21 protein-coding genes are annotated in these 22,188 nt (G+C 60.9%); 9 read left to right on the forward strand and 12 right to left on the reverse strand.

What is annotated here, in order from left to right; genetic code table 11:
- The first annotated feature begins 196 nt into the window (after positions 1 to 196).
- On the forward strand, positions 197 to 742 hold the full coding sequence (locus G5S37_RS03280) for a hypothetical protein (RefSeq protein ID WP_206026291.1): 546 nt from the start codon (positions 197 to 199) through the stop codon (positions 740 to 742).
- A gap of 51 nt (positions 743 to 793) precedes the next feature.
- Here G5S37_RS03280 and G5S37_RS03285 read toward each other — a convergent pair whose 3' ends face one another.
- The 3 genes from G5S37_RS03285 to G5S37_RS03295 form a co-directional block, all read right to left on the reverse strand.
- Positions 794 to 1,390, reverse strand: a complete 597-nt coding sequence (locus tag G5S37_RS03285) for a hypothetical protein (RefSeq protein WP_165200809.1) — start codon at positions 1,388 to 1,390, stop codon at positions 794 to 796.
- A 562-nt stretch (positions 1,391 to 1,952) separates the two neighbouring features.
- A complete protein-coding gene (locus tag G5S37_RS03290) occupies positions 1,953 to 2,207 on the reverse strand; it encodes a hypothetical protein (RefSeq protein ID WP_165200811.1) in 255 nt (84 codons plus the stop codon).
- A gap of 235 nt (positions 2,208 to 2,442) precedes the next feature.
- The gene (locus G5S37_RS03295) at positions 2,443 to 3,669 is read right to left on the reverse strand and encodes a porin (RefSeq protein WP_165200813.1); all 1,227 of its coding nucleotides are present in this window, start codon (positions 3,667 to 3,669) and stop codon (positions 2,443 to 2,445) included.
- A 217-nt stretch (positions 3,670 to 3,886) separates the two neighbouring features.
- Here G5S37_RS03295 and G5S37_RS03300 point away from each other — a divergent pair, with 217 nt between their 5' ends.
- Together G5S37_RS03300 and G5S37_RS03305 are read left to right on the forward strand one after the other, a co-directional pair.
- On the forward strand, positions 3,887 to 5,107 hold the full coding sequence (locus G5S37_RS03300) for a molybdopterin-dependent oxidoreductase (protein ID WP_165200815.1): 1,221 nt from the start codon (positions 3,887 to 3,889) through the stop codon (positions 5,105 to 5,107).
- Between the two features lie 64 nt (positions 5,108 to 5,171).
- Positions 5,172 to 5,513, forward strand: a complete 342-nt coding sequence (locus tag G5S37_RS03305) for a cytochrome c (RefSeq protein WP_165200817.1) — start codon at positions 5,172 to 5,174, stop codon at positions 5,511 to 5,513.
- Between the two features lie 128 nt (positions 5,514 to 5,641).
- Here G5S37_RS03305 and G5S37_RS03310 read toward each other — a convergent pair whose 3' ends face one another.
- The 3 genes from G5S37_RS03310 to mrdA all read right to left on the reverse strand — a co-directional run bounded on the left by G5S37_RS03310 (position 5,642) and on the right by mrdA (position 8,957).
- On the reverse strand, positions 5,642 to 6,127 hold the full coding sequence (locus tag G5S37_RS03310) for an acetolactate synthase (protein WP_165200819.1): 486 nt from the start codon (positions 6,125 to 6,127) through the stop codon (positions 5,642 to 5,644).
- A gap of 228 nt (positions 6,128 to 6,355) precedes the next feature.
- The gene (locus tag G5S37_RS03315) at positions 6,356 to 6,787 is read right to left on the reverse strand and encodes a hypothetical protein (protein WP_165200821.1); all 432 of its coding nucleotides are present in this window, start codon (positions 6,785 to 6,787) and stop codon (positions 6,356 to 6,358) included.
- A gap of 58 nt (positions 6,788 to 6,845) precedes the next feature.
- Positions 6,846 to 8,957: a penicillin-binding protein 2 gene (mrdA, locus tag G5S37_RS03320; protein ID WP_165200823.1), complete on the reverse strand. Its 2,112-nt coding sequence runs from the start codon at positions 8,955 to 8,957 to the stop codon at positions 6,846 to 6,848.
- A gap of 461 nt (positions 8,958 to 9,418) precedes the next feature.
- Between mrdA and G5S37_RS03325 the strand changes: the two genes are divergently transcribed.
- The 6 genes from G5S37_RS03325 to G5S37_RS03350 all read left to right on the forward strand — a co-directional run bounded on the left by G5S37_RS03325 (position 9,419) and on the right by G5S37_RS03350 (position 16,191).
- A complete protein-coding gene (locus G5S37_RS03325; RefSeq protein ID WP_165200825.1) occupies positions 9,419 to 10,234 on the forward strand; it encodes a phosphate ABC transporter substrate-binding protein in 816 nt (271 codons plus the stop codon).
- 111 nt (positions 10,235 to 10,345) lie between these two features.
- Positions 10,346 to 12,334: a phosphate ABC transporter permease subunit PstC gene (pstC, locus tag G5S37_RS03330; RefSeq protein WP_165200827.1), complete on the forward strand. Its 1,989-nt coding sequence runs from the start codon at positions 10,346 to 10,348 to the stop codon at positions 12,332 to 12,334.
- Between the two features lie 3 nt (positions 12,335 to 12,337).
- Positions 12,338 to 13,483 carry a phosphate ABC transporter permease PstA gene (gene pstA / locus G5S37_RS03335; protein ID WP_165200829.1) on the forward strand — a complete coding sequence of 382 codons (1,146 nt, stop codon included), beginning with the start codon at positions 12,338 to 12,340 and terminating at the stop codon, positions 13,481 to 13,483.
- Positions 13,477 to 14,334: a phosphate ABC transporter ATP-binding protein PstB gene (gene pstB, locus G5S37_RS03340; RefSeq protein WP_165200831.1), complete on the forward strand. Its 858-nt coding sequence runs from the start codon at positions 13,477 to 13,479 to the stop codon at positions 14,332 to 14,334. Before pstA ends, pstB (G5S37_RS03340) begins: the two co-directional genes overlap by 7 nt.
- A gap of 89 nt (positions 14,335 to 14,423) precedes the next feature.
- Positions 14,424 to 15,242 (forward strand): phosphate ABC transporter ATP-binding protein PstB, encoded by an 819-nt coding sequence (gene pstB / locus G5S37_RS03345; RefSeq protein ID WP_165200833.1) that lies wholly within the window; start codon positions 14,424 to 14,426, stop codon positions 15,240 to 15,242.
- A 319-nt stretch (positions 15,243 to 15,561) separates the two neighbouring features.
- Entirely contained in the window at positions 15,562 to 16,191 is a 630-nt protein-coding gene (locus G5S37_RS03350) for a transposase (RefSeq protein ID WP_165200835.1), read from the forward strand.
- Positions 16,192 to 16,412: 221 nt separating this feature from the next.
- Here the strand turns inward: G5S37_RS03350 and scpB are convergent, their stop codons facing one another.
- The 6 genes from scpB to G5S37_RS03380 all read right to left on the reverse strand — a co-directional run bounded on the left by scpB (position 16,413) and on the right by G5S37_RS03380 (position 22,108).
- Positions 16,413 to 17,165, reverse strand: coding sequence for an SMC-Scp complex subunit ScpB (gene scpB, locus G5S37_RS03355; RefSeq protein WP_165200837.1), 753 nt, complete (start codon positions 17,163 to 17,165; stop codon positions 16,413 to 16,415).
- A 255-nt stretch (positions 17,166 to 17,420) separates the two neighbouring features.
- Positions 17,421 to 18,662: a L,D-transpeptidase gene (locus G5S37_RS03360; protein WP_165200839.1), complete on the reverse strand. Its 1,242-nt coding sequence runs from the start codon at positions 18,660 to 18,662 to the stop codon at positions 17,421 to 17,423.
- A gap of 116 nt (positions 18,663 to 18,778) precedes the next feature.
- The gene (locus G5S37_RS03365) at positions 18,779 to 19,603 is read right to left on the reverse strand and encodes a S8 family serine peptidase (protein ID WP_165200841.1); all 825 of its coding nucleotides are present in this window, start codon (positions 19,601 to 19,603) and stop codon (positions 18,779 to 18,781) included.
- Between the two features lie 15 nt (positions 19,604 to 19,618).
- Positions 19,619 to 20,242, reverse strand: a complete 624-nt coding sequence (locus G5S37_RS03370; RefSeq protein WP_165200843.1) for a GAF domain-containing protein — start codon at positions 20,240 to 20,242, stop codon at positions 19,619 to 19,621.
- 263 nt (positions 20,243 to 20,505) lie between these two features.
- Positions 20,506 to 21,360: a segregation/condensation protein A gene (locus tag G5S37_RS03375; protein ID WP_165200845.1), complete on the reverse strand. Its 855-nt coding sequence runs from the start codon at positions 21,358 to 21,360 to the stop codon at positions 20,506 to 20,508.
- A gap of 106 nt (positions 21,361 to 21,466) precedes the next feature.
- Complete coding sequence (locus G5S37_RS03380) at positions 21,467 to 22,108, reverse strand: YiiX family permuted papain-like enzyme (RefSeq protein WP_165200847.1); 642 nt, start codon at positions 22,106 to 22,108, stop codon at positions 21,467 to 21,469.
- Positions 22,109 to 22,188: the final 80 nt, after the last annotated feature.

The raw sequence follows: 22,188 nt of genomic DNA on the forward strand, positions 1-22,188 counted from the left end.
AGCCGGTGCGACGGTGGAAGCTCAAGGAGGTTAGGCGTCCCGCCTGACAGCGGACGTTAGGCGTCCCGCCTGACGGATAGGGTGTATCAGTTAGTGATGTGGATGCTTGTGATGAACAATGTCTAACAGCCGGACTTTACAAGAGTGCCACAAACGTTAGAGCACGGATGTTCTAAAAACACCCATGGACGGACCAATGAAAAATGCTGCTGCAGAGTCACTCAGACTCAGAGTCACCTTCACAAAAGTGGTCCTTGCGGCGTTGCTCGTCACCATGCAATGCGGGTGCTGGGGAGGCTCTTATCGCATACACCATTCGGCAGCCTCCAATGTCACTCTGGTCGCGTATCCTGGCACCTTTGACAGCTTGCATGGGGGCAATCTCGCTGAAGCCCGCCGGGTTCTGGAGGCAAAGATGCTGAAAACTCCCAAGGACCCCGAGCTCAACTATGCCTTGGGATGTGTTGACCTGATGCAATCGAATGAGTTACCGAAGGGTGACAGTAGGAAAGCCATGCAGGCACGCGGATGGCAACACGTGGAAGCGGCCTCAGGGAAATTCTATCCCGCAGATGAGTTGCTGTCACATGCGTATCTGGTTGGACGCTGGGGAAAGCGTCGCGATGATGATCTGTACGCAAAGCATGTTACCCTGTCGAGTGAGGGATTTTCCTCGCAGGGTGGAAAGGCAAACGAAGGCAAGTTGATCAAGCGAACTTGGATATTGCTGACCCCTCCTTGAGAGGTGTTTGCACCTGTCCATCTGCCACGTATGGGCATATGTCGAATGTGTCTACGCATTCTGAATCCTGTCGACCCTGGCCATGATCGCGGCGAATTCGTTCCGCCACTTTTTCGGCGCGTTCTTCTCGAAGGACTTCCGGACTTCAGGATCTGCGCCCCAAAAAGCAATCACGCTGGCGAATTCGGGCTTGTACGCGAGGTGCAACCCCACGGCATCTTCAATGAAAGCGGCTTTCCAATCGTTGAGTGCCGATGTTGAGGAGGGTTGCCCAGCAGATTCCTGCACCTGGGCTGACTTGATGTCGTTGAACAGGCCTGACAGATAGGCCCACTGCGATGAGAAGCGCGCATACAAGGCGGCATAAACACCCGCGAAACACGCTGCAAAGAAGGGGCCAATCTCCACCAGCTGCATTTGAAATTCCCGCTGGCTGAACTTCCAGATGCGTTCGGGGTCCAGCACGTTTCTCGCTCCCAAAGCAAGAAGACATATCAGTGCGGAGATGGCGAACGTGCGCATGAAAATGACCGTGCCTCCGTTGGCGCGCTGGAACCAGGTCAGCAGGATTTCAAGGGAGACCACTGAGTACAGGACATCGATGCTATTCCATAGGACATTGCCGAGTGTCTTGATGAGAGCATACATAGCAAGGCAAGGGCTCTGTGGGTTCCCTCTTCAATGCACTGGAACAGTGCCAAAGGGGTCGAGTGTTAATCAGGGAATCATGGTCCGATTTTGTGACTTTATCAATCCAATCAATCAATAGTCCCGCCGTGGGGTCACGCTCGCGACTCCCATCGTTCGGAGGCGCTCCTGCCCATAGGCGCCAACTTAACAAGACCACAACTCAAAATTGCCATACAGCTGTGATTTCGCTTAGAGCAAAAATCTGTTCCCGGAGGGAGCGCGGAACCCTAGCCGGTGGGGGAGGCCTGTAATCAGGCCGGGACCACCGGATCTCCCATGGAGATGGATGGCGTCCCGGAGGGCACGCCGGAAGGGGGGCAAAGGCGATGGGGCATTGCTTAACCACGTCACCCTTTTCCGCCGTCCCATCCGGGACGGAACACCACTATGGATGTGATCCGGTGGTTGCGGTCGCTAAAGCTCCCTCCACCGACCGGCTACCGTTCCGTTGTCCCTTCGGGACAGAAGGGAGTCGAGGCTCTGCTGGCTATGAACCATGTCTCCATCCACGCCCGTACCTCTACCTCTGCTGTTGCTTCTGCGGTGTCATCGCGGACTCGGCGCGGGTGGCGTAGTGCTCATAGGCGGTACGCAGACCCAGCAGGACTTCGGCGGTGGTTTCGAAAAGGGCCTGGGCTTTTGGTTCACTCACTTTCACGCTGTCGGAGCGGCAGTGATTGAGCACCTCGTCCAGCATGTGCTGGATGTGTCGGACGTGATGCTGAGGGTCGTTGGTCGATTGGGATTGGGATTGGGATTCGTTCTGCGGGTTCATGATGACAAGGGATGGTTTCTTTTGGTTTACCTTGTATCGATGGCGCGAGCCTTGTGGCTGTAGGGGCTGAGGCGGAGAAGGAGCGGGGCTGTGCAGCGCCCACCCGTCAGGCCGGAGGCCCAACCTCCGATGAGCTTCCCAAACGAAGAAGGGCGTGGTGTTGCCACCACGCCCTTGTTGTTATATTCCACCGACTGGTCCAACCATAAACCAGCCCGAGAAGATTTCTTGGGTCTTAGAAGAACATGCGCAGGCCGACCAGAGTGGTCCAGCCGCTGTAGTCGCCACCGTCGCCACCGCCGCTCATGTCGTTGTACTCGGTACCGGCCATGAGCTTGAGCTTGTGGCCATAGAGGTAGTAGTTCACGCCGAGGTAGATGGCGTTGTACTCTTCGCCGCGGCCACCGTCGGTAAGGTCGGGGGCAAGGCGCTCATAGCGGCTCTGAAGACGGAGACCGTCGTTGTCGCCGTGAGCATACTGGTAGCGAAGCACGAGCTGCACGCTGTCAGCCACGAAGACTGCAGGAGTCACCATGAAGCCCCACACATCACCCACGTTGTTGTAACCGGTGGCGGCCATGGCGTCGGTGTACACGCTCCAGCGGCCCTGCTCGATGTTCGAGTTGAGGGAGAAGGCGTGCTCATAGGAGCCGGGGCCTTCCGTGTTGGAGTCATCCGTGCTCCACTGCCAGTCGAGTTTCACAAGGGCCTTTTCCACGCCGAGGGCGGAGCCGAAGTCATAACCCACGCTGGTCTGGAACACTGCGCCGGCGTCGAAGCCGCCGAACTCCGGATCATACTCACCGGCGAAAGCGCCGAAGGCATACACGAAGTTGTTGATCTTGCCGTTCGCCCACACACCGGTGAGTTCCGCAGGGCGGACCTGGTTCACCAGGAGGCCGCGTTCGAACACGAGGATTTCCTTGGAGGAGGTGAAGTACTCGTGAGTGAAGAACTTGGCCTTCGTCTTACCGATGCTCAGGTTGAACTTGTCGTTCGGAGCCCAGGTCAGGTAGAGGTCATAGATGTCGCGGTAGAAGCCGTCACCCAGCTCAGGATTCGCACCGGGTTCCAGTTCGAAGTTCGGGTTCACGTCGATCTGACCTTCGAGCTTGAACTGACGAAGGATCTTCGACTTGAAGCCAAGGCGCCAGCGGCGCACTTCGATGCCACCCCAGGTGAGTTCATCGGGACGGTCACCGGAATCAAAATCACCCTGGTCGGAGCTACCCCAAGCATACTGGAGCTGGATACGGCCCTGAAGCGAGAACTCCTGGATGAAGGGGTTCTCCTCATTCTTGTAGAGGGTGGCGAGACCCCAAATCTTGTCATAGATGGAGCGAGTGTCTTCCTTCTGCACAGCGGCTTCGAGATTCTTGCCGGAGCTGGCGACTACTTCGCCGGCCTGAACGCTGGCGCAGAGACCCGCTGAGCACAGGATCGTTGCGATTTTCAATTTCATGTGTGTGTGGAGTCGTTTGAGGTTGTCTGAACCAGCCCGCGTTTCCGCCGGTTGGCACGCGCCCATGTTGCGTATTGGCTTAGCGAGGTCGAGCCGGGTTATGCAACGATTCCGACACATGACCAACGCTGAGAGGGGGCCGTTGTCTGGTGAGGTTGATTTTGAAATGCTTGCCCTTTGGTGGTCCAATCCCTAGGATTGTGACGATTCTGTAACTATGGAGCCTGCATCACGACCCTCACGACGGGAGTTTTTGCGACAGACCACCCTTGCATTTGGGGCACTGGCCAGCGCATCCCACCTCACTGCGGAAGAAACAGTCACGCTTCCCTTTGAAAACGGGGAGCGCCGTCTGGTGAAGTTTCCCCAGAAGCGCCCGCTCATCCTGCTCACGCATCGCCCGCCCCAGCTGGAGACGCCCTTCTCCGTCTATCGCGAAGGCGTGCTCACGCCGAATGATGCCTTCTTCGTCCGCTATCACCTGCAGAACATCCCGCGGACCGTGGATGTGAAGACCTTCCGCCTGGAGGTGAAGGGCATGGTGAAGTCCCCTCTGACACTTTCGTTGGAAGAGTTGAAGACCCAGTTCGAAAATACCGAGGTCATCGCGGTGAACCAGTGCTCGGGAAACAGCCGCGGATTCTTCAAGCCACGCGTGGGCGGTGGCCAGCTGGCCAATGGCGCCATGGGGAATGCGCGCTGGAGTGGTGTGCGCCTGAAGGACGTGCTGAACAAGGCCGGACTGCAGGAAGGTGTGAAACAAGTGGTGTGCAATGGCATGGACACGCCGCCGCTTCCGCAGACGCCGGATTTCATCAAGGCACTCGAAATCGATCACGCGCTCGACGGCGAGATCCTCCTCGCATGGGAGATGAATGGCGAGCCGTTGCCGCTGCTGAATGGCTACCCCTTGCGCCTCGTGGTGCCGGGCTACTTCGGCACGTATTGGGTCAAGCACGTGAATGAGCTCACCGTGGTGAAGGATGTCTTCGACGGCTTCTTCATGGCCACGGGCTATCGCATTCCCGCCACGCCGGGAGGCTGCATCGAGCCGGGCACCACACCCGCGAGCACGGTGCCCATCACGCAGTTTTCCATCCGCTCCTTCATCACCAGCCACGAAACAGGCGCGAAGGTGGAGAAGGGGAAACCAGTGCAACTCAGTGGTATTGCGTTCGATGCCGGGCGCGGCATCACAGATGTGACCGTGTCTGATGATGGCGGCAAGACGTGGCGCACCGCGACCTTGGGGAAGGATCACGGTCGCTATTCCTTCCGGCCATGGACGCTCGACTGGACACCCCCGCAAAGTGGCGAGGTGGACCTGAGGTGCCGCGCGACGAATCGCGTCGGTGAAACGCAACCGCTGGAGCCGCTGTGGAATCCCTCAGGTTACATGCGCAATGTCGTGGAGACCACGCGCGTGCAGGTGGCGTGAGCGCAAGGCCGCCGTCGTTCGTTCCTTCGATTTCCAACATCCCCTTTCTTCCCTATCTATTTGTATGAAACGTCTTCTGCCCATGCTCGCGGTGGCTGCGTTGTTGATGGCCGCACCGGCGATGTCCCTGTCCCAGGACCAGAGCCAGAACCACAACTCCGGCAATATTCCTGACTCCGCGTGGCCTGCGGAAACCGGCGTCTTCACGCAGGGTCAAGGCGTGGAGTTGGCGCAGGCGCTGTGCATGACCTGCCACTCCACCGAGTACGTCTCCACCCAGCCGCGCATGCCCCGCAAGTTCTGGGAAGCGACCGTGAAGAAGATGAAGGACAAATACGCCGCGCCCTTGCCCGACGACACGACGGCGATTGTGGACTACCTCACGGCGACGTACGGGGTGAAGTGAGGGGATCTGGAGAGTAGCCGATTCTCTCCGAGAATCGAGGCACGTGAAGACGTCCCTGAGTGAACGAGCGAGATGCATGCTGCGACTTTCGGAGAAAGTCGGCTACTCGATGCACGCGCCCCACCGCCCTACCGCGTCAGCTCATCCTGCGACAGCACCTTGAACCCACACTTGCTCAGCGACTCGCCGCCCACTTCCGGGTCATCCACGTGCAGGGCGATAAGCGGCCTGCCGCTGTTGGGCCGCACCATGAGGGGATAGGCGTGGTGGATATTAATCTCCGCCGCGAGCAGGCCACTGAGCGCGTGGCCCAGATCGTGTACGCCTTGCTTGAGCTCCACCACCACAATGGGTTTGCTGGCGCAGGAGTGCCCGGCCTCGGTGAAGACTTGCTCGGCGCGCTGTGGGTCGGTCACAATCAGGCGCACCAGCGTCAGGTCCACACTGTCCTGCACGCTGAGACCCAGCACTTCGATTTGGTGCTCATTGAGCAGCTTCACCAGGGAGAGCAGGGCCCCCACGCGGTTGTGGAGGAAGACGGAAAGCTGCCTCACCGGGGACTTCGCGTGAGTGGTGTCGGTAGCGAGAGGGGGCACATCTAGGGAGGAGCTCATAGGCCGTAGGCTGGCTGGTGATGGTGCTGGTGTTTGGGAGATGTTGTCGTGTGGCTGCGTGCGTGTCGCCAGTGCTGGTGCTGATGGCCTTGCGCCAATGAATGAGGAAGTCAGTCAATCAATCAATCAATCACTCACATTGTCGGAAGGAAAGCGCACACGCGCCGGGATATCGTATGAGAGAGGATCCGCGCGTTTTTTGCATGGTAATAATTTATCACCCCGCCTCTAGCCCGCGGGGCCCATGGTGGGTCGCATGTCCTCCAGCCGCGCGACGCGCAGTGGGAGGGAGATCACCTGCCTGCCGTTCCTCTTGATCTCAAAGCGATAGATTCCCGGCTCCTCAAAGCGGAGGTGCTGGAGATTGCGCACCAGGTTGCGGGTCACAAAGGGGACGCTGCCGGGCGGGAGGGACACATCAATGGTGGCACCCAGGGCGGACTCCGGAATGATCACCCCTCCCACTTCATCTTCCAGCTGGATGCTGAGCTGGTGCCGTCCGGCGTCCTCCGGATAAAAGAGCAGGCGCAGGGCAAGGGAGCACTGCGGATGCACCACGGGAAACTCCTGGGCGCACAGCGTATCGAAGGCTCCGAGAATGCACAGCTTGCCCGAATAGTCAGCGGCAGAGTCGCAGAGGGTCGCGAGGAGGAGTTGCATGCAGTCTGGTCTGCCAACGGATACGCCGTGAGGCCGCCGCGCGCGACGCAAATCTCTCCTACCTGCCGAAGAGCTTGCGGAAAAACCCGCCAACCGTTTTTCTCTCCTGCGGGGGCGGGGGAGGGGGCGGCTGGGCCTGCAGGCCCTCCACGGCTGGCGCTCTGGAGCCGCTGCCATCGGTCTGCTCATCTTCATCAGAGATGGCGATGGCCTTGGCAGCATTTTCAGACATGGCGAGCTGCACCAGCGGGTCATCCGGCGGGGCATTCTTGTAGATGTTCTCGAACACTTCGCTCACGATGGGCGCGGCGATGGCGCCACCGCCGACGCGTTCGCCCGGGGAGCCTTCATACACGATTGCGAAGGCATACATCGGTTCATTGGCGGGAAGGAAGCCGGTGAACCACGCGAGCTGGCGCTCGGCGGATTCGTTCGTCTCGGGCTTCCATTGCGCGGTGCCGGTCTTGCCCGCCACCTGGATATTGATCTTGTCATCCAGCTTCGCATTGCGGCCAGTACCGCCGGAAGCGTTTACCACGGCAATCATGCCCTTCACCACGGTCTCACGTGCCGCCGGGTCCAGGGAGATGCGGCGCTTCACCGTCACGGGGAAGGGCTGGATCACGCGGTCCTGCGGGTCCTGCACCTGCTTCACCAGGCGTGCCTGGGGCATCACGTTTCCGTCGGCGATGCCGCACATGGCCTGCGCCACCTGCAGCGGCGTCACCAGCGTGCGTCCCTGGCCGATGGAGAGGTTCGCAATGTCACCACCCTGCATGCGGTGGCCGTACTTCTGCATCATCCACGCATCCGTGGGCACGAAGCCCGCCTGCTCGCCCTCCAGCGGGATGCCTGTCTTCTCGCCAAAACCAAAACGCTGGGCCATGTCCGTGATGGGCTGGGCTCCGATTTGCAGGCCTGCCTGGTAGAACCACGTGTTGCAGGAGCGCTTGATGGCGGTCACCACATTGATGTCGCCTTCAGGCTCCTTGTTCCAGTTGCGGAACTCACGGTCACCAATCCACAGGCTCGTGCCGCAGTAGTAGGAGGTGCGGGGGGTGATTTCGCCCGTCTCCAGCGCTGCTTGGGAGACAATGATCTTGAACGTGGACGCCGGGGGGTACGTTCCCTGGAAGGCGCGCGGCACCAGCGGGTCGCGCTTGTCCATCTTCAGGCGCGCGTAGTTCGCATCCGTGATGCCTGGGCAGAAGAGGTTGGCGTCGTAGAGGGGATAGGAACCCATCGCCAGCACGTCACCCGTCTTCACGTCCATGATGACCATGGCGGCGCTGCGCGTGTGCTTGGCCAGTGCATTCTCCACATACTTCTGAAAGTTGTAGTCCAGCGAGGTCACCACATTGTTCCCCGGAATGGGGCGGCTCTTCACCTGCTCCACTTCCTTGGACCCGTCCGGATTGAAGAGCACCGTAGTCACACCCGGGCGGCCCTGCAGGTCCTTGTCGAATGTTTTTTCCAGGCCGCTGCGACCTTCAATTTCTTCAAAGAGTGGGTCGCCATCTTGAATCGGTCCCGTGGGGAGCTGGCGCACACGGCCGGTGTAGCCGATGATGTGCGGCGCGCACATGCCCTTCGGATAATAGCGCATGTAGGATGCCTGGAGCACCACGCCGCTGCCGGGGCGCAGCAGGTCGAAAAGCTTCAACTGCTGGTCGCCATTGATCTCCTCCAGGATGTTGTCCTGATAGGTGAAGACCAGCGGCAGCCAGCGCCTGTTCTTGTAGTGGAGGAGAAGCCGGTCGTCCGGAAGGTTCCACGCCTTGCCCAGCACCGCATTGACCTTGCGCAGGCGGGTGTGGGCGAAATCCAGAATCTCGCGGCTGGTGGCCTTCTCCCCGAGGAGGGGGAAGCTCAGTGCCAGGTACTGCACCACGCGCATCTGCGCCAGGGGCACGCCATTGCGGTCCACAATCTGGCCGCGCGGTGCCGGCACATTGAGAATGAGCGTGCGTGCCTCCGGGTCAGTGCGCCAACCAGCCTTCGACTCCTTCTTGGGAGCGGGGTCGGGGGCGGGGGTCAATTCCGGGGTCGGGGACGGTGCCTCGACGGGTACGGCTCTGAGCGTGGGTTGACTCTGCGAGGCCGCCTCCCAGACCGGTCCACAGATGAGAGCCAGCAGGGTAACGGGAAGGGTAAGGCGGGGGCCACGCATGACTCGAAAACTCGACAAAGACAGAAGGTAAACTTGCGGCGAAAGCACCCCTTCGTCAAGAAGTGGCACGCATCGCTCGAGAGCCAGCACCGTCGCAGGGCGTGTGGTCAGCGTCAATCAGACGATGGTCGCACGCTCCGGTAGGGCTTGCCCTGTCAGCAGTCACCTACCTGATATCGCGCCCGGTGGGCGACAGGTTGGGTTCCGAAGAGGGGGAATTTAGGTTTTGCCTGCCATATTCATCTCAAATGTGAGAATGGAGGCCGTGAAGGGCCGAGTTATGTGAAAAATCGTGTCGATTTCGTCAGATTGGGACTCCCGAGGCGCCGCTGGAGCTCAACGAAGGGGCTATGTGACATTTTGTTCACCCTCGGTGGGTTGCCCGGGCTCACGCTTCCCGCAACGGTGCCTTCATGCTGGCCCAGGCCGGCTTTGCCAACACAACACCCAGATAATAAAGCATGAAATCCACCATCATCACTTCGCTGCTCGCCATCGCCATGACGGCGGGTCTTCAGGCCCAGAGCGTCCTGCGCATTCGCGGCTCGGACACCCTGGGCGCCAAGCTTGTTCCGCAGTGGGCGGAAGGCTTCAAGAAGCAGGGCGGCAACGTAAGCTTCGACATCGCTGCAGAAGGTTCCACCACTGCCTTCACTAACCTCTCGGCTGGTACCGCAGAAATCGGCATGTCCTCCCGCAAGGTGAAGGATGACGAGCGCACCTTCGCCAAGACCAAGGGCGTGTTCCTTCAGGAGTACAATGTCGCCTGGGACATGATCGCGGTCGTCGTGAACAAGAGCAATCCCGTGCAGAGCCTGACCAAGAAGCAGATCGCTGGCATCTTCACCGGCGCCATCAAGGACTGGAGCGAAGTGGGCGGCACCCCCGGCCCCATCTCCGTGTACACCCGCAACACCTCGTCCGGTACCTACAAGGACTGGCAGACCCTCGCCATGGGTGGCAAGGACTACGCTTCCAGCAGCCAGAAGATGGCCGGCAATGAGCAGATCGCCCAGGAAGTCGCCAGCAACAAGAACGGCATCGGTTATGTGGGCTTCGCCTACATCAAGGCCAAGGGCATCAAGGTGGCAGAAGTGGACGGCCATGTGCCCTCCGTGGAGTCCGTGAAGAAGTATCCCTACAGCCGCCCCACGTTCCTTTACGTGAACGGCAAGCCCGATGGCAACATCAAGGCTTTCATCGACTTCGTGACCAGCCCCGCCGGTGACAAGATCACCGAAGTGGTTGGTTTCGTTCCGGTCTCCCAGGTGAAGTAATTCACTGAGTTATCTGACAAACGTTTCACCCGCAACCCGACGGGAGACAGTGGACAACACTTCTTCCGTCGGGTTTTCTGTCCCGCCTAAACGTCGCAGCCATTTCCTTGCATGAGCACCGAAGACAGCGTCCACCGCGAGACGGAAAAAGATCTCCTCAAGCCCCCCGGTTTCCTCGGGCTGCGCATTGATCGCCAGAAGCTCATCAAGGGCTTCTTCACCACATGCGCCATGGTGACCATCGTCACCCTGGTGCTCATCATGTGGTCCCTCGTCTCTGAGGGCCCTCTCAGGGTGGGGAAGGCCTTTGGCTTCCTGCCCTATCCCACGCTCAAGGGTGGTTTCCTCGATACCTACCGCCACGAGCTCTCCGTGTATCGCAAGGCCGGACTGGAGTTCGCCGACTACATCCAGAAGCCCGTCACCGAGCATGAGGAGCTGCTCAGCCGCCTGAAGCGCGCGCTGAACGCCGAGCTCAACACCGTCTCCAAAATTTCCCGCGACCGCCGTGACGCGGCGCTGCTTGTCAAAACCCACGTGGAGGAAAAGGCCGCCCTCCAGCGCGAAGCTCTGGAGGAAGCCCTGGAAAAGAAGGAGCCGCCCACCGCGCCGGAGAAGATTGCGGAACTCCGCAAGAGCGTGACGGAGGCCACCCACATCGCGGTCGCCAGCGAAGTCATCTCTGATGTCTTCAACAGGGACGAGAAGGAGAAGCTCATCGCGGAGCTGAACTCCCTCCAGCCGGACCAGGAGGACCTGCCGCCCTTCATGCAGACTCTCATGGCGGAGTCCGCCGCGAAGGACGCGGAGGCCAAGAAGCAGTTCGCCGCCCTGGTGACCTCGGTGGAGGAATTCGAGGTGGCCATTGACCCCGTGCTGGAGCTGCACAACTCCATGAAGGAACTCGTGCTGGTCACCAAGGACAAGGCCGTGCAACAACACATGGCGGAGGATGCCAGGGCACAACTGCTGGAAGCCGCTGCCACCGCCAAGACGCCTGAGCAGAAGGCCGCCTTTGAGAAAGACGCTGCGGAAACGGAAACCGCGGAAGTGGACTTCAAGGCCGCCATCGAGCCGGTTCTGGCCAAGCTTCCGGACTTCGAAAAGCTCCTGCCGCCTTACCTCGAAGCCGTCAAGAAGGCTGCCGCATCGCTTCCCGAGAATCACGGGACCAGGGAGGCTCGCGACCTCGTGGGGCACTTCAACAGGGACTTCCCCCGGCACGTCAAAACCGTCGAGGCCACCGTGCCGCGCATGCAGGAATGGCGCTGGGACAAGCCGGTGCCCATGACGCAGGCGCTCACCTCCTTCCTCTTCGGCGGCGACTGGATCACCAACAGCTCATGGCAGGACTTCTACGGCGTGCTGCCGCTGCTCACCGGTTCACTCGTGATTGCGCTCACCGCGCTGGTCATCGCCCTTCCCTTCAGCGTCGGTGCGGCCATCTACGTGAATCAGTTCGCCACACTGCGTGAACAGGAGCTCGTGAAGCCGCTCATCGAGTTCATCCAGGCCATTCCCTCCGTGGTACTCGGCTTCATCGGTATCTCGGTGCTCGGTGACCTGATCAAGTCCACGAGCGATATCCCGTGGCTCTCCTGGATTCCCGGCTTCCCGGTGCAGGAACGCTTGAACATGTTCAATGCCGGCGTGCTGCTCGCTCTCATGGCCATTCCCACCATGTTCTCCCTCGCCGAGGACGCGATCAACAACGTGCCGCGTGCCTTCAGCGAGGCCAGTGAAGCGCTGGGCGCCACGAAGCTGCAGACCGTTTTCAGGGTCATCGTACCTGCCTCCGTCTCCGGCATCCTCGCCGCGATGCTGCTCGGCCTTGGCCGTATCATCGGTGAGACCATGGTGGTGCTCCTCGTCGCTGGTAACCGCATCGCCATCCCGGATTTCTCGGACGGCATCGGCACCGTCTTCCAGCCCGCGCACACGCTCACCGGCATCATCGCGCAGGAGCTGGGTGAAGTCTCCCGCGGCAGCTCCCACTGGCAGGCCCTCTTCATGGTGGGCATCCTGCTCTTCATCATCTCCCTTTTCATCAACTGGGCCTCCCGTCTCGTGGTGAAGAAATTCCAGCTCCCCAAGATCTAGTCCATGCACGCCCCCGCGAATCCATCGACCTCCGGCGTCATCCCGAATCCGTTCGCCCGGCCCAAAACCAACAAGGAGCTCTACGAGTTCCTGTGGAAGCAGGTGCTGCGCGTCTGCACGTACACCATCATCCTGGCGGTGGCGGCCATCTTTGTGCCCATCATCTGGAAGGGCGTGCCGGTGGTCTTCAAGACCTCCGCGCCCTTCGTGAACACGGACTTCCTCACGAAGCTGCCGGAGACACTCCACGTGCTGGAAGACAAGCAGGGGAACAAGTACGAGACCGACCCCAAGGGCTCCGACGTCATCAAGGCGAAGCTGGGTGACAACCTCCGCTCGGAAAAGACCATCTCCTACTCCGGTGGTGGTATCCTGGGTCCCATCGTCGGCACCGTATTACTTGTCGCGTTTTGTATCGTGATCGCCCTGTTCCTCGGGATTTCCTCAGCAGTGTACCTGAGTGAATATGCCAAGCACGGACGCTTCATCGAAATCGTGCGCCTCGCCATTCTGAATCTCTCGGGTGTGCCTTCGGTGGTGTTCGGTCTCTTCGGCCTGGGCATCTTCGTGCTGAGCGCTCCAGTCTTCACGGATGTACCACTGGACCGCTCGCTGCTGGTCATTCCCCTGGGCTTCACCAAGCTCAGCTTCCAGGGCTGGGATGCCTCCGTGCTCAGCGGTTCCTTCACCCTCGCCTTCGTGATTCTCCCCGTGATCATCACCGCCAGTGAGGAGTGCCTGCGCGCCGTGCCGCAGGGCTTCCGTGAAACGTCCCTCGCGCTGGGCGCCACCCGGTGGCAGACCATCTGGAAGAGCGTGCTGCCCTTCGCCATGCCGGGCATCCTGACCTCCAGCATCCTGGGCATTGCCCGTGCCGCCGGCGAGACTGCGCCCATCATGTTCACCGCCGCCCTTGCCTTCAAGGACAAGCTGCCCTGGCAGGGCGATGCCGGGGCCATGGGTGTCTTCACCGAGTCCGTCCAGGCCCTGCCGTATCACATCTACACCATCGCCGCGCGCATCCCGCAGAGTGAGTACTCTGAGCGCGCCCAGTATGGCTCGGTCTTCGTCTTTCTGGTGATCGTACTCGCATTTGCCACAGCGAGTGTGTTGCTCCGTCGCAAACTCCGCGCCAAATACAAATGGTAGCCGCCCCCCCACAACCCCGTACCTCCTCCGTGGATCTGTCCCCCGCGCCCAGCGAGCCCCAGGAACGCGCCGAGCCTCTGTCGACCGCACAGCAGGAAGGCATCATCTCTGTGCGCAGCATGGATTTCATGTATGGCACGAAGCAGGCGCTCTTCGGCATCAACCTGGAGATTCCCCCAAACCAGGTGACCGCCTTCATCGGACCGTCCGGTTGCGGCAAGTCCACCCTGCTGCGCTGCTTCAACCGCATCAATGACCGCATCCCCGGCGCCCACATCGGCAAGGGCAAGGTGATCATCAAGGGCAAGAACATCTACGACGCGGATGTCGATACCACCCAGCTCCGCCGCCAGGTGGGCATGGTCTTCCAGAAATACAATCCCTTCCCCAAGAGCATCTACGAGAACGTGGTCTACGGCCTCCGCATTGCTGGGGAGAAGAAGAAGAGCGTGCTCGACGAAGCCTGCGAACGCGCGCTCCGCGAAGCCGCCCTCTGGGACGAGACCAAGGACCGTCTGAAGACCAATGCCTTCGGCATGTCCGGTGGCCAGATGCAGCGCCTCTGCATCGCCCGCGCCGTCGCCGTGAAGCCCGACATCCTCCTCATGGATGAACCCTGCTCCGCGCTCGACCCCATCGCCACCCTGAAGGTGGAGGAGCTCATCGTCGCCCTCCGCAAGGAGTACACCGTGGTCATCGTGACCCACAACATGCAGCAGGCCCGCCGCGTGGCAGACCTCACCGCCTTCATGTACATGGGCAACCTCATCGAGTTCGCCGACACGGTCGCCATCTTCAGCGCTCCCCAGCAAAAGAAGACCGAGGACTACATCCGCGGCCAGTTCAGTTGAGGAAGGGGCGGTCCTGCTCGTGCTCATACTCTTGCTCCCCGGCTTCTGAGCCCACGCTTTTCACTTACCCCTTTTCCACTTTTCACTTCATGTCTGCCACTGCCACCGCCCCGACTACAGCCAACGGCACGCAAGGGTCCTCCTCCGCCGGAGGCCCGCAGGTGAAAATCAACGGCGTGGACTTCTGCTACGGCACGAAGCAAACCCTCTTCGACGTCTCGCTGGAAATCGCCAACAAGGAAGTCACCGCCTTCATCGGACCGTCCGGCTGCGGCAAGTCCACCCTCCTGCGTTGCATCAACCGCATCAATGACCTCATTGAAGGCGCCCGCATCACCAAGGGAAACATCACCCTCGGTGGCGTGGACATCAATCGGCAGCACATCGACGTCATCGCCCTGCGTCGTAAGGTGGGCATGGTGTTCCAGAAGTACAACCCCTTCCCCCGCAGCATCTACGAGAACGTGGCCTACGGCCTTCAGGTGGCTGGTGAGAAGGATAAAAAGGTCATCGCCGAAACCGTCGAGCGCAGCCTGCGCTCTGCGACCCTTTGGGATGAAGTGAAGGACCGCCTGCATGAAAGCGCCCTCGGTCTCTCCGGAGGCCAGCAGCAGCGCCTCTGCATCGCCCGCACCCTTTCCGTGAAGCCCCAGGTCGTCCTCATGGACGAACCCTGCGCCGCTCTTGACCCCATCGCCACCGCGAAGATTGAGGAGCTCATCACCGTGCTCAAGGAGCAGTACACGATCGTCATCGTGACGCATAACATGGAGCAAGCCGTCCGCGTCAGCGACCGCACCGCCTTCTTCTACTTGGGCAAGCTGATTGAGTTTAACGATACGATGAAACTCTTCACCGCGCCCGAGAAGCCAGAGACGGAGCGGTATTTGAGTGGACGGATGGGGTGAGTTGGAGGGGGCAAGGGGTAGACAAGGGTATAAGGAGCAAAAGCTCCCGGTAGCTGATGCGTAGCATCCTTGGACTGCGGCAGCCTGCTGCCGCTTTCCTCAAGTGCAGCCTGCTGCACGTTTCACTGCGACGAAGTCGCCAAGCCTTCAGGGAGATGTCATCTCACGAGTGAGTGTCACTATCGCCACAGCAGGCTGTGGACTCTAGAAAGCGGCAGCAGGCTGCCGCAGTCCAAGGACGCTGCGCGTCAAAGCATCCGAACATCCTTCACTCCGCCATTGCGCTTGACACCTGCAACAGATTTGCTGCCATGCCTTCATGGACCCGCTACGCCTGCCAACGGATGCCGAAATCGCCGACGGCACGCGTGAATGGCCTCACGCGCCTCCTCATCGCCTGAAGTTGGGAGGGGTTTTCTTCGTTACGGCACGTGCGGCCAACAGACGTCATCTCTTGAACACGCCTAGCCGACGGGATTGGTTTCAGGATACGCTATTCTCGCTGATCTCAGAGTTCGGTTGGCAGTTGGAAGCGTGGGCAGTTTTATCCAACCACTACCATCTCATTGCGCACAGCCCCGCTGAGCAGCGAGACGGGGCACTTTCCCTGAAGTCGCTTGTCCAGAAGCTGCATAGCTTTACGACCAAAGAACTGAATCGTCAGGATGGCACCCCTGGAAGAAACAGGCTCTGGCAGAACTATCGTGAGACATTGCTAACCTACCAGGAGAGCTACATGGCTCGATTGAACTATGTGCATCAGAATGCAGTTCATCATAAACTTGTGACTCGTGCATCCGACTGGAAGTGGTGCAGTGCACGCCAGTTCAAGGAAGCCGTGACACCCGCGTGGGTAAGGACCGTGGCGAGTTTCAAGTTTGATCGAATTGCCGTCGAGGATGAGGATTTTGATACCGATATGGCTGAGTCAGAAAACCTCGGCAGCTGACGCGTAGCGTCCTTGGACTGCGGCAGCCTGCTGCCGCTTTCTAGAGTCCACAGCCTGCTGTGGCGATGGTGACACTCGCTCGTAGGGTAGAAAGCTTGGCGACTTCGTCGCGGAGAAACGTGCAGCAGGCTGCACTTGAGGAAAGCGGCAGCAGGCTGCACGCAGTCCAAAGAGGCTTCGCCTCGGAAATACAGAAGGCTTCGGGACTTGAAGAATTGCCCCTACTCTCCCGCCAGCAACAGCTCCGGCGTATCATCCGCCGCGGCTTTGCCCTTCGAGACTTTGGTCTCTTCTTCGCCCACCGCACCGGCTTCCGTGCCGGCGTTGTCATTGGCGACAGCGACGTCTTCTGGAGTAGGCAGTTTCACGCGGCGTAGTTCGGCGGCGTTCGGGAGGTCATCCAGGGTGCGGATGCCGAAGTGGTCGAGGAAGAGGTCGGTGGTGCAATAGAGCAGCGGACGACCGGGGAGGTCGGCGCGGCCTTCGATTTTCAGAAGGTTGCGATCCAGGAGCTGCTGCACCATGGCATCCACGGAGACACCGCGTACGGCTTCAATCGCCGACTTCGTAATCGGCTGGCGGTAGGCCACGATGGCCAAGGTCTCCAGGGCAGGACCGCTGAGACGCTGGGGTTTCTTGCCGGGATACAGCGCGCGGCACCATTCGCCGAACGTGCCCAAGGCGCACAATCTCCAGCCAGCGCTGCGCTCCACAATGGTGAAGCTGCGTTCGTCCTTCTCGTAGTGCTCGGCCAGGGCATCCAGAGCCGCGCGGACGTCTTCATCCTTCACGGACTCCAGAGCCGCCTTTTCCTCATCAAGCTCAGGGACGTTTTCCTTGCCGGCTTCCTTCGCCGCTTTGATCTCCTCCTTGGCCTCGCGCACGGTGCTCTGGATGGCGCGTGCGATGTCCGTCACCGTCAGGGGCTCCTGACTGGCGAAAAGGAGAGCTTCAACGATGCGGCTGAGTTCCATGACGATGCGATGCGGAGGGGCACTTTGAGGGAAAAGCAGGAAGGGGCAAGGAAAAAGGACTTCGGTGCGACGGTGCGACGGTGAGCGGTAGGACGGTAAGCGGTGCGACGGTGGGGCTGTGGTTGAGCGGTGGGCTTTCTGGAATCGCGGACCGGGGCACGAAAAAGCGGCAGGATTTGGGTCCTGCCGCCTGGAGAGATGGAGCTGAGGATGAAAGGCTTCTGGAGAAGCCTGCTACGTTGGGGTTCGCCTCGCTTAGTTCGAGGCGATGACCTGGTGGCCTGCAGCGGCCGGGGGAGCCCAGTTGTCCACGATCTGGACGGTGGTGCCCTTTGGCGCGTTGTCGAAGATGAAGTGGGCGCTCTCAATCGGCATGCGCACGCAGCCGTGGGAGGCGGGGTAGCCGGGGAGTTCGCCTTCGTGCATGCCGATGGGCATTTCGCCGATGCGCATCCAGCCGGGGAGGGGGCACTTGTAGATGGTGGACATCTTGCCGCTCCGGACCTTCTCCGTGATGGTGAAGGTGCCGCGCTTCGTCATGCGGGCGCCACGGCCACTGGAGATGGGCGTTTCGAAGGCAATCGCGCCGTCCTTCAGCATGTAGGCGCGCTGCTGGCCGATGACGATCACGATGCGCAGGTCGCTGTGCTGGCGGGCCATCACTTCCTTGTACACACGCGGGGCGTCCTGCACCAGCTTCTGGGACTTCACCGGCAGCACGTCACCGGGGCGGCTGTCGCCACCGAAAAAGGAGGCGAGGCGGGAATTGGTGGGCTTGGTGATGGGGTCAGCGGCCTGGGCGGAGGTGGCGCTGCCGAAGACCATGGCCAGCAGGGCGGCGCTGAGCACGGCTTCCTTCAGCCCACGGCCCTCGACCTCAGCGGCATCCAGCAGGAGGCAGCTGCTCTGGCCGAGTCCGGTGCTCTCCTGCCAGGAGGCTCCCGGGACGCTGCGGCGCACTTCTTCAATGCTGGGGCCATCGGCGAGCCAGATGCCGAGGAAGGAAATCTTCGCGGCGCCTTCTTCCAGCTTCACGGTGATGAGCGGCACAGCCTCACCCTTAAACCCGGCGGCTGCGATGCTGCTGACTTCACGCACGGCTTCGGAGAAGACGCGGGCCAGTTCGTCCGGCGTGCCGAGGAAGTGCTCATTGAGCATGGCATGGCCGACCTCGCGGATGACTCCGGCCCAGTCAAAGTGGCTCATGGCCGGGCGGGCCTCGATGAGGGGCAGGTGGCTCTCCGGCTCGGGGGAAATGGTCAGGAGCTGAAGGGTGCTGTCGTCGTCCAGGTCGCCGTCATAGGAGACGTCGTCGTGGTGCATCACGAAAGTCGCGGCACGGGTGGCGGCGAGCTCCTGGAAGACATTGAAGAGGTCCGTGGAATTGCCCACGCGCTGTTCCTGGCTGGTGAGTACCAGTTCGTCACCCTCGGTAGGCAGAAGGGTGCGGGGCACCAGGATGGTGAGGGATACGGCAGGTGTGGCGACGGCATGCATGGCGATGGCGGAGATAAGATTTTTAAGAAGAATGAAAAGTCAGAAGGGAACTGAAGCGGGGAAGGGTTTGGAGTTGCGGCGGAAAAAACGAGTTTGATATGCTTGGTTACTGCATGTCAGGCTGGAGCCGGTTGTGACGCGAGCGTGGGCAGGCGCAGGCGTTTCCGGTCCGGGAGGCCGCTGGCTATCTGTTGCAGCAAGGACTTTGCCTGCAAGGGGGAAGTGTGCGGAAAAACGGAGAGAATCCGCGCCAGCAGCCCGGCGGCACGCGGCGCGGCGAAGCTGCTCCCGGTGGCCTCACGGCGGATGCCGCCCTTCCACGGCACATTCACCTGCACCCCCAGCGCGGCGAATTCTACCAGGGTGCCGGGCGGGTTGCGGAAAATCATGTCGCGCTGCGGCGTGTCCAGCATGTTCACCGTGATCACACTGGTGAAATCCCCCGGCCACTCGGGCTTGCGGAAGTCATCGTTGTTGCACGCGGCCACCACGTGGATGCCCGCGAGGTAGGCATCGTCCACCCAATCCTTGAACATGAGGATCTGCGACTTCAGCCGCGCGCCGAAGCTGCAGTTCAGGATGTGGTACCCGCGCTCCAGCGCCAGCCGCGCGCCGAAGCAGATCATTTCGCTCTGGGACTGGTTCTTCGCATCCAGCACACGGAAGCTGCCGATTTCCGCCTCCGGCGCCATCTCGTGGATGATGCTGGCCACCGCTGTGCCGTGGCCGAAGAGGTCCGTGCGTTCCCCGGGCTTTGCCTCGAGAATGCCCATGTCCTCCTCCATGCACAGGTCATCGGCGATTTTCACCCCGCTCAGGTCGGGGTGGTCCCACTCCACACCGGAGTCGAGCACCGCCACGCGGATGCCTCGCCCGCGACCGTTGCGCATGGCGGCGGCGGCTTGCTCAGGCGTGATCCATCTGGAGGGGGAGCCGGACATGCGTGTGTCGGTCAATCAATCCTCTTCCAGGCCGATGGCGGCGCAGAGCAGCTTGTGGTCGAGCAGGCGTCCGAAGAGACGCGAGAGCAGGTTGAGTTCCTCTACCGCTTCCTGGTCGAAGCTGCAGGGCTCCGGGTCATCGAGCGTGGGCTTGTATTTGTATGCTGCGAGCACGCCGCGCATCTTTCCCGCGATGAAGAAGGGCACCAGCACACGGCAGCACACGATGACGCCCAGGCGCGACTCCAGGGCGCTGCTGGCAGCGGCGCGGTTCTGCGAGAGGTTGTTCTCACAAAACGGCTGCTGCGTGGCGAGAATCATGCCGGAGAGCCCCGTGTCCACGGGCACCTTCATGCTGTTCAGCTTGTCCGCGTGCGGCCCCTGGCTGTAACCGCAGTAGAGGTTCTTCTGCTCACGGTCCGCCAGCCAGAAGACGCCCTCATGCGCACCCGCATCGCGGAAGCAATCTCCCGCGAGGCGGACCATGAGTGGATCCATGAACTCCGTGAAAGTCGCCGGGCGGATGTGCGCGGCGAAGTTCCCCACCCGTTCCTCAATGGCCTGCGCATGCGGCGCGACCCGCGGGTCCGGCAGCCAGCGCATGGACGTGGTGTTTCCCAAATCAGCGTAGGAAGACATGGGGGCGATGTTAACTCGCAGAACCCGATGCCGCAACTGAGGGAATAGCCGCAAAGAGACGCAAAGAAGGGATACTGAAGTCTGCAAGCCCTGGGAGCGCTGGCCTCTGGCCGGCGTAGGACCATCGCGAATGACATCGCAGCACCACCACACGCTCCAGCTCGGATCGTAGCCGACTATCTCCGAAAGTCGCTGCGCGTGAAAACCACCCTTGGGAGTGCTTCACTCGCATCGATTCTCGGAGAGAATCGGCCACTATAACGTCACGCCTCCAGCGCGAGGTCCTTCGGCGTGTCGTCTTCCTCCTCCGCATCATCCGCCTTCTGCTTCATCCCGGCAGCGAGCTGCATGTGCGGGGGAATCGTCGCGGCGAGTTCATCAATCTTGTCCGAGGGACGCACCACCACGATCTCACCGAGCGTGCGCTCCTGCTCCACTTCCAGGAAGTGCAGTTTCATGAGCTCCAGCATGGCGAGGAAGGTGACAATCACCTCACTGCGGCTGGTGGCGGCGCTGAAGAGTTCGTCAAAGCGCACGCGCCCACCAACGGGCACGATTTCCAGGAGGTGATCGATCTTGTCGCTGACGGTCCAGCGGTCGTCCACGATCTCACGCAGCGTGTGCGTGTCCTCGAACTTCCGCAGCACCTTCTGGAAGGCGCGGATGAGGTCGAAGATGCCCACCTCGGCGATGCTTTCCTCGGGTGTGGTGAGGTCGGGGATTTCCGGCGTGGCGGTGAAGAGCTCGGCACCCTTGCTCTCGCGCTGGCCCAGGAACTGGGCGGCATCCTTGAACTTCTTGTACTCCACCAGCTGGCGGATGAGCTCCCAACGCGGGTCATCTTCCTCGGCCGCTTCATCCGGGGGCTGCAGGTCCTTGGGCAGGAGCTCGCGGCTTTTCAGGTACATGAGGTTGGCCGCCATCACGATGAACTCGCTGGCCAGCTCGATGTTCAGGGCCTGGAAGGTGTCGATGTACGCCAGGTACTGGCTGGTGATGCGCTCGATGGAGACGTCATAGATGTCGATCTCATCCTTCTTGATGAGGTAGAGCAGCAGATCGAGGGGGCCTTCAAAGACCTCCAGCTTCACCTTGTAATCGTTGTCCGTGGGTTCCACCGGGGGAGATAGCGGGCGGGGGGAGGGACTGCAAGCGGGAAAGGGGTTCCGTCAGGCCGGGGGGCCTAACGCCCACTGTGGGACCGGGAGGTCCAACCTCCTCACCCTACTTCGTCTCCACCGTCTCCAGCAGCGTCGAGCTGAAGACATCGCAAGGGCAGATGACCTCCATCTCATACGGCACCTTGTCGCCATAGCGCTCCTTCAGAATCTTCTGCACCGCGGCATGGGAGAGGTCGAGATCCTTGAGCGTGCGAAGCTCTCCCAACTTGATGCCAGAGGCACGCTCGTAACCTTTCCAGACCAGCTCGGAGCAGTAGATGCTGTCGTCCGACCACTCAAAGAGCCAGTCGTAGTTCTTGCCCAGCATGGTGGTGACTTCCTTCTTGAGCGCTACCGTGTCCAGCTTGCTCGGGTCCTTCAGCCGCTTGATGACGTAGTGCTCCTTGTCCCCGCGCTTGATCCATTCGTCCAGCGGCGCTTTGCCCACGGGCTGCACCGCCTCGTACACATAGGGCTTCCCATCCTCAATGAAGATGACCCCCATGTGGGTGAACTCCGAGTGCGTCGCCGCTGCAATGGCCGCCGCCTGCTGGGTCAGCGAACGGTGAAAGATGATGTCGCCGTCGCGGACAGGGATGTCCGGGGAGTGGGATGGTGGTGGCGTTTCCGCAAACGCGGCGGTGGACAGCGCGGCTGCCAGTCCCAGGATGATGGTGAAGAAGAAGGTCACAGGTCTCCGGCCCATGGGAAAAGATTTACTCCGGAACATTGTTGCTGGCAACTGGGAGCCTGGCGGGAATTGCGATTCGGGCGGCAGGGCACCCG

Source organism: Roseimicrobium sp. ORNL1, from assembly GCF_011044495.1.
In the GTDB taxonomy this organism is placed as follows: domain Bacteria; phylum Verrucomicrobiota; class Verrucomicrobiia; order Verrucomicrobiales; family Verrucomicrobiaceae; genus Roseimicrobium.

What these genes read in the sequence shown, in the direction of transcription:
- G5S37_RS03295 (WP_165200813.1), bottom strand. Translation starts at nt 3,669, where the DNA reads ATGAAATTGAAAATCGCAACGATCCTGTGCTCAGCGGGTCTCTGCGCC.
- pstC (WP_165200827.1), top strand. Translation starts at nt 10,346, where the DNA reads ATGAGCACCGAAGACAGCGTCCACCGCGAGACGGAAAAAGATCTCCTC.
- mrdA (WP_165200823.1), bottom strand. Translation starts at nt 8,957, where the DNA reads ATGCGTGGCCCCCGCCTTACCCTTCCCGTTACCCTGCTGGCTCTCATC.
- G5S37_RS03370 (WP_165200843.1), bottom strand. Translation starts at nt 20,242, where the DNA reads ATGTCTTCCTACGCTGATTTGGGAAACACCACGTCCATGCGCTGGCTG.
- G5S37_RS03380 (WP_165200847.1), bottom strand. Translation starts at nt 22,108, where the DNA reads ATGGGCCGGAGACCTGTGACCTTCTTCTTCACCATCATCCTGGGACTG.
- G5S37_RS03290 (WP_165200811.1), bottom strand. Translation starts at nt 2,207, where the DNA reads ATGAACCCGCAGAACGAATCCCAATCCCAATCCCAATCGACCAACGAC.
- G5S37_RS03285 (WP_165200809.1), bottom strand. Translation starts at nt 1,390, where the DNA reads ATGTATGCTCTCATCAAGACACTCGGCAATGTCCTATGGAATAGCATC.
- G5S37_RS03350 (WP_165200835.1), top strand. Translation starts at nt 15,562, where the DNA reads ATGGACCCGCTACGCCTGCCAACGGATGCCGAAATCGCCGACGGCACG.
- G5S37_RS03305 (WP_165200817.1), top strand. Translation starts at nt 5,172, where the DNA reads ATGAAACGTCTTCTGCCCATGCTCGCGGTGGCTGCGTTGTTGATGGCC.
- G5S37_RS03360 (WP_165200839.1), bottom strand. Translation starts at nt 18,662, where the DNA reads ATGCATGCCGTCGCCACACCTGCCGTATCCCTCACCATCCTGGTGCCC.
- G5S37_RS03280 (WP_206026291.1), top strand. Translation starts at nt 197, where the DNA reads ATGAAAAATGCTGCTGCAGAGTCACTCAGACTCAGAGTCACCTTCACA.
- G5S37_RS03300 (WP_165200815.1), top strand. Translation starts at nt 3,887, where the DNA reads ATGGAGCCTGCATCACGACCCTCACGACGGGAGTTTTTGCGACAGACC.
- G5S37_RS03310 (WP_165200819.1), bottom strand. Translation starts at nt 6,127, where the DNA reads ATGAGCTCCTCCCTAGATGTGCCCCCTCTCGCTACCGACACCACTCAC.
- G5S37_RS03325 (WP_165200825.1), top strand. Translation starts at nt 9,419, where the DNA reads ATGAAATCCACCATCATCACTTCGCTGCTCGCCATCGCCATGACGGCG.
- scpB (WP_165200837.1), bottom strand. Translation starts at nt 17,165, where the DNA reads ATGGAACTCAGCCGCATCGTTGAAGCTCTCCTTTTCGCCAGTCAGGAG.
- pstB (WP_165200831.1), top strand. Translation starts at nt 13,477, where the DNA reads ATGGTAGCCGCCCCCCCACAACCCCGTACCTCCTCCGTGGATCTGTCC.
- pstA (WP_165200829.1), top strand. Translation starts at nt 12,338, where the DNA reads ATGCACGCCCCCGCGAATCCATCGACCTCCGGCGTCATCCCGAATCCG.
- G5S37_RS03315 (WP_165200821.1), bottom strand. Translation starts at nt 6,787, where the DNA reads ATGCAACTCCTCCTCGCGACCCTCTGCGACTCTGCCGCTGACTATTCG.
- pstB (WP_165200833.1), top strand. Translation starts at nt 14,424, where the DNA reads ATGTCTGCCACTGCCACCGCCCCGACTACAGCCAACGGCACGCAAGGG.
- G5S37_RS03365 (WP_165200841.1), bottom strand. Translation starts at nt 19,603, where the DNA reads ATGTCCGGCTCCCCCTCCAGATGGATCACGCCTGAGCAAGCCGCCGCC.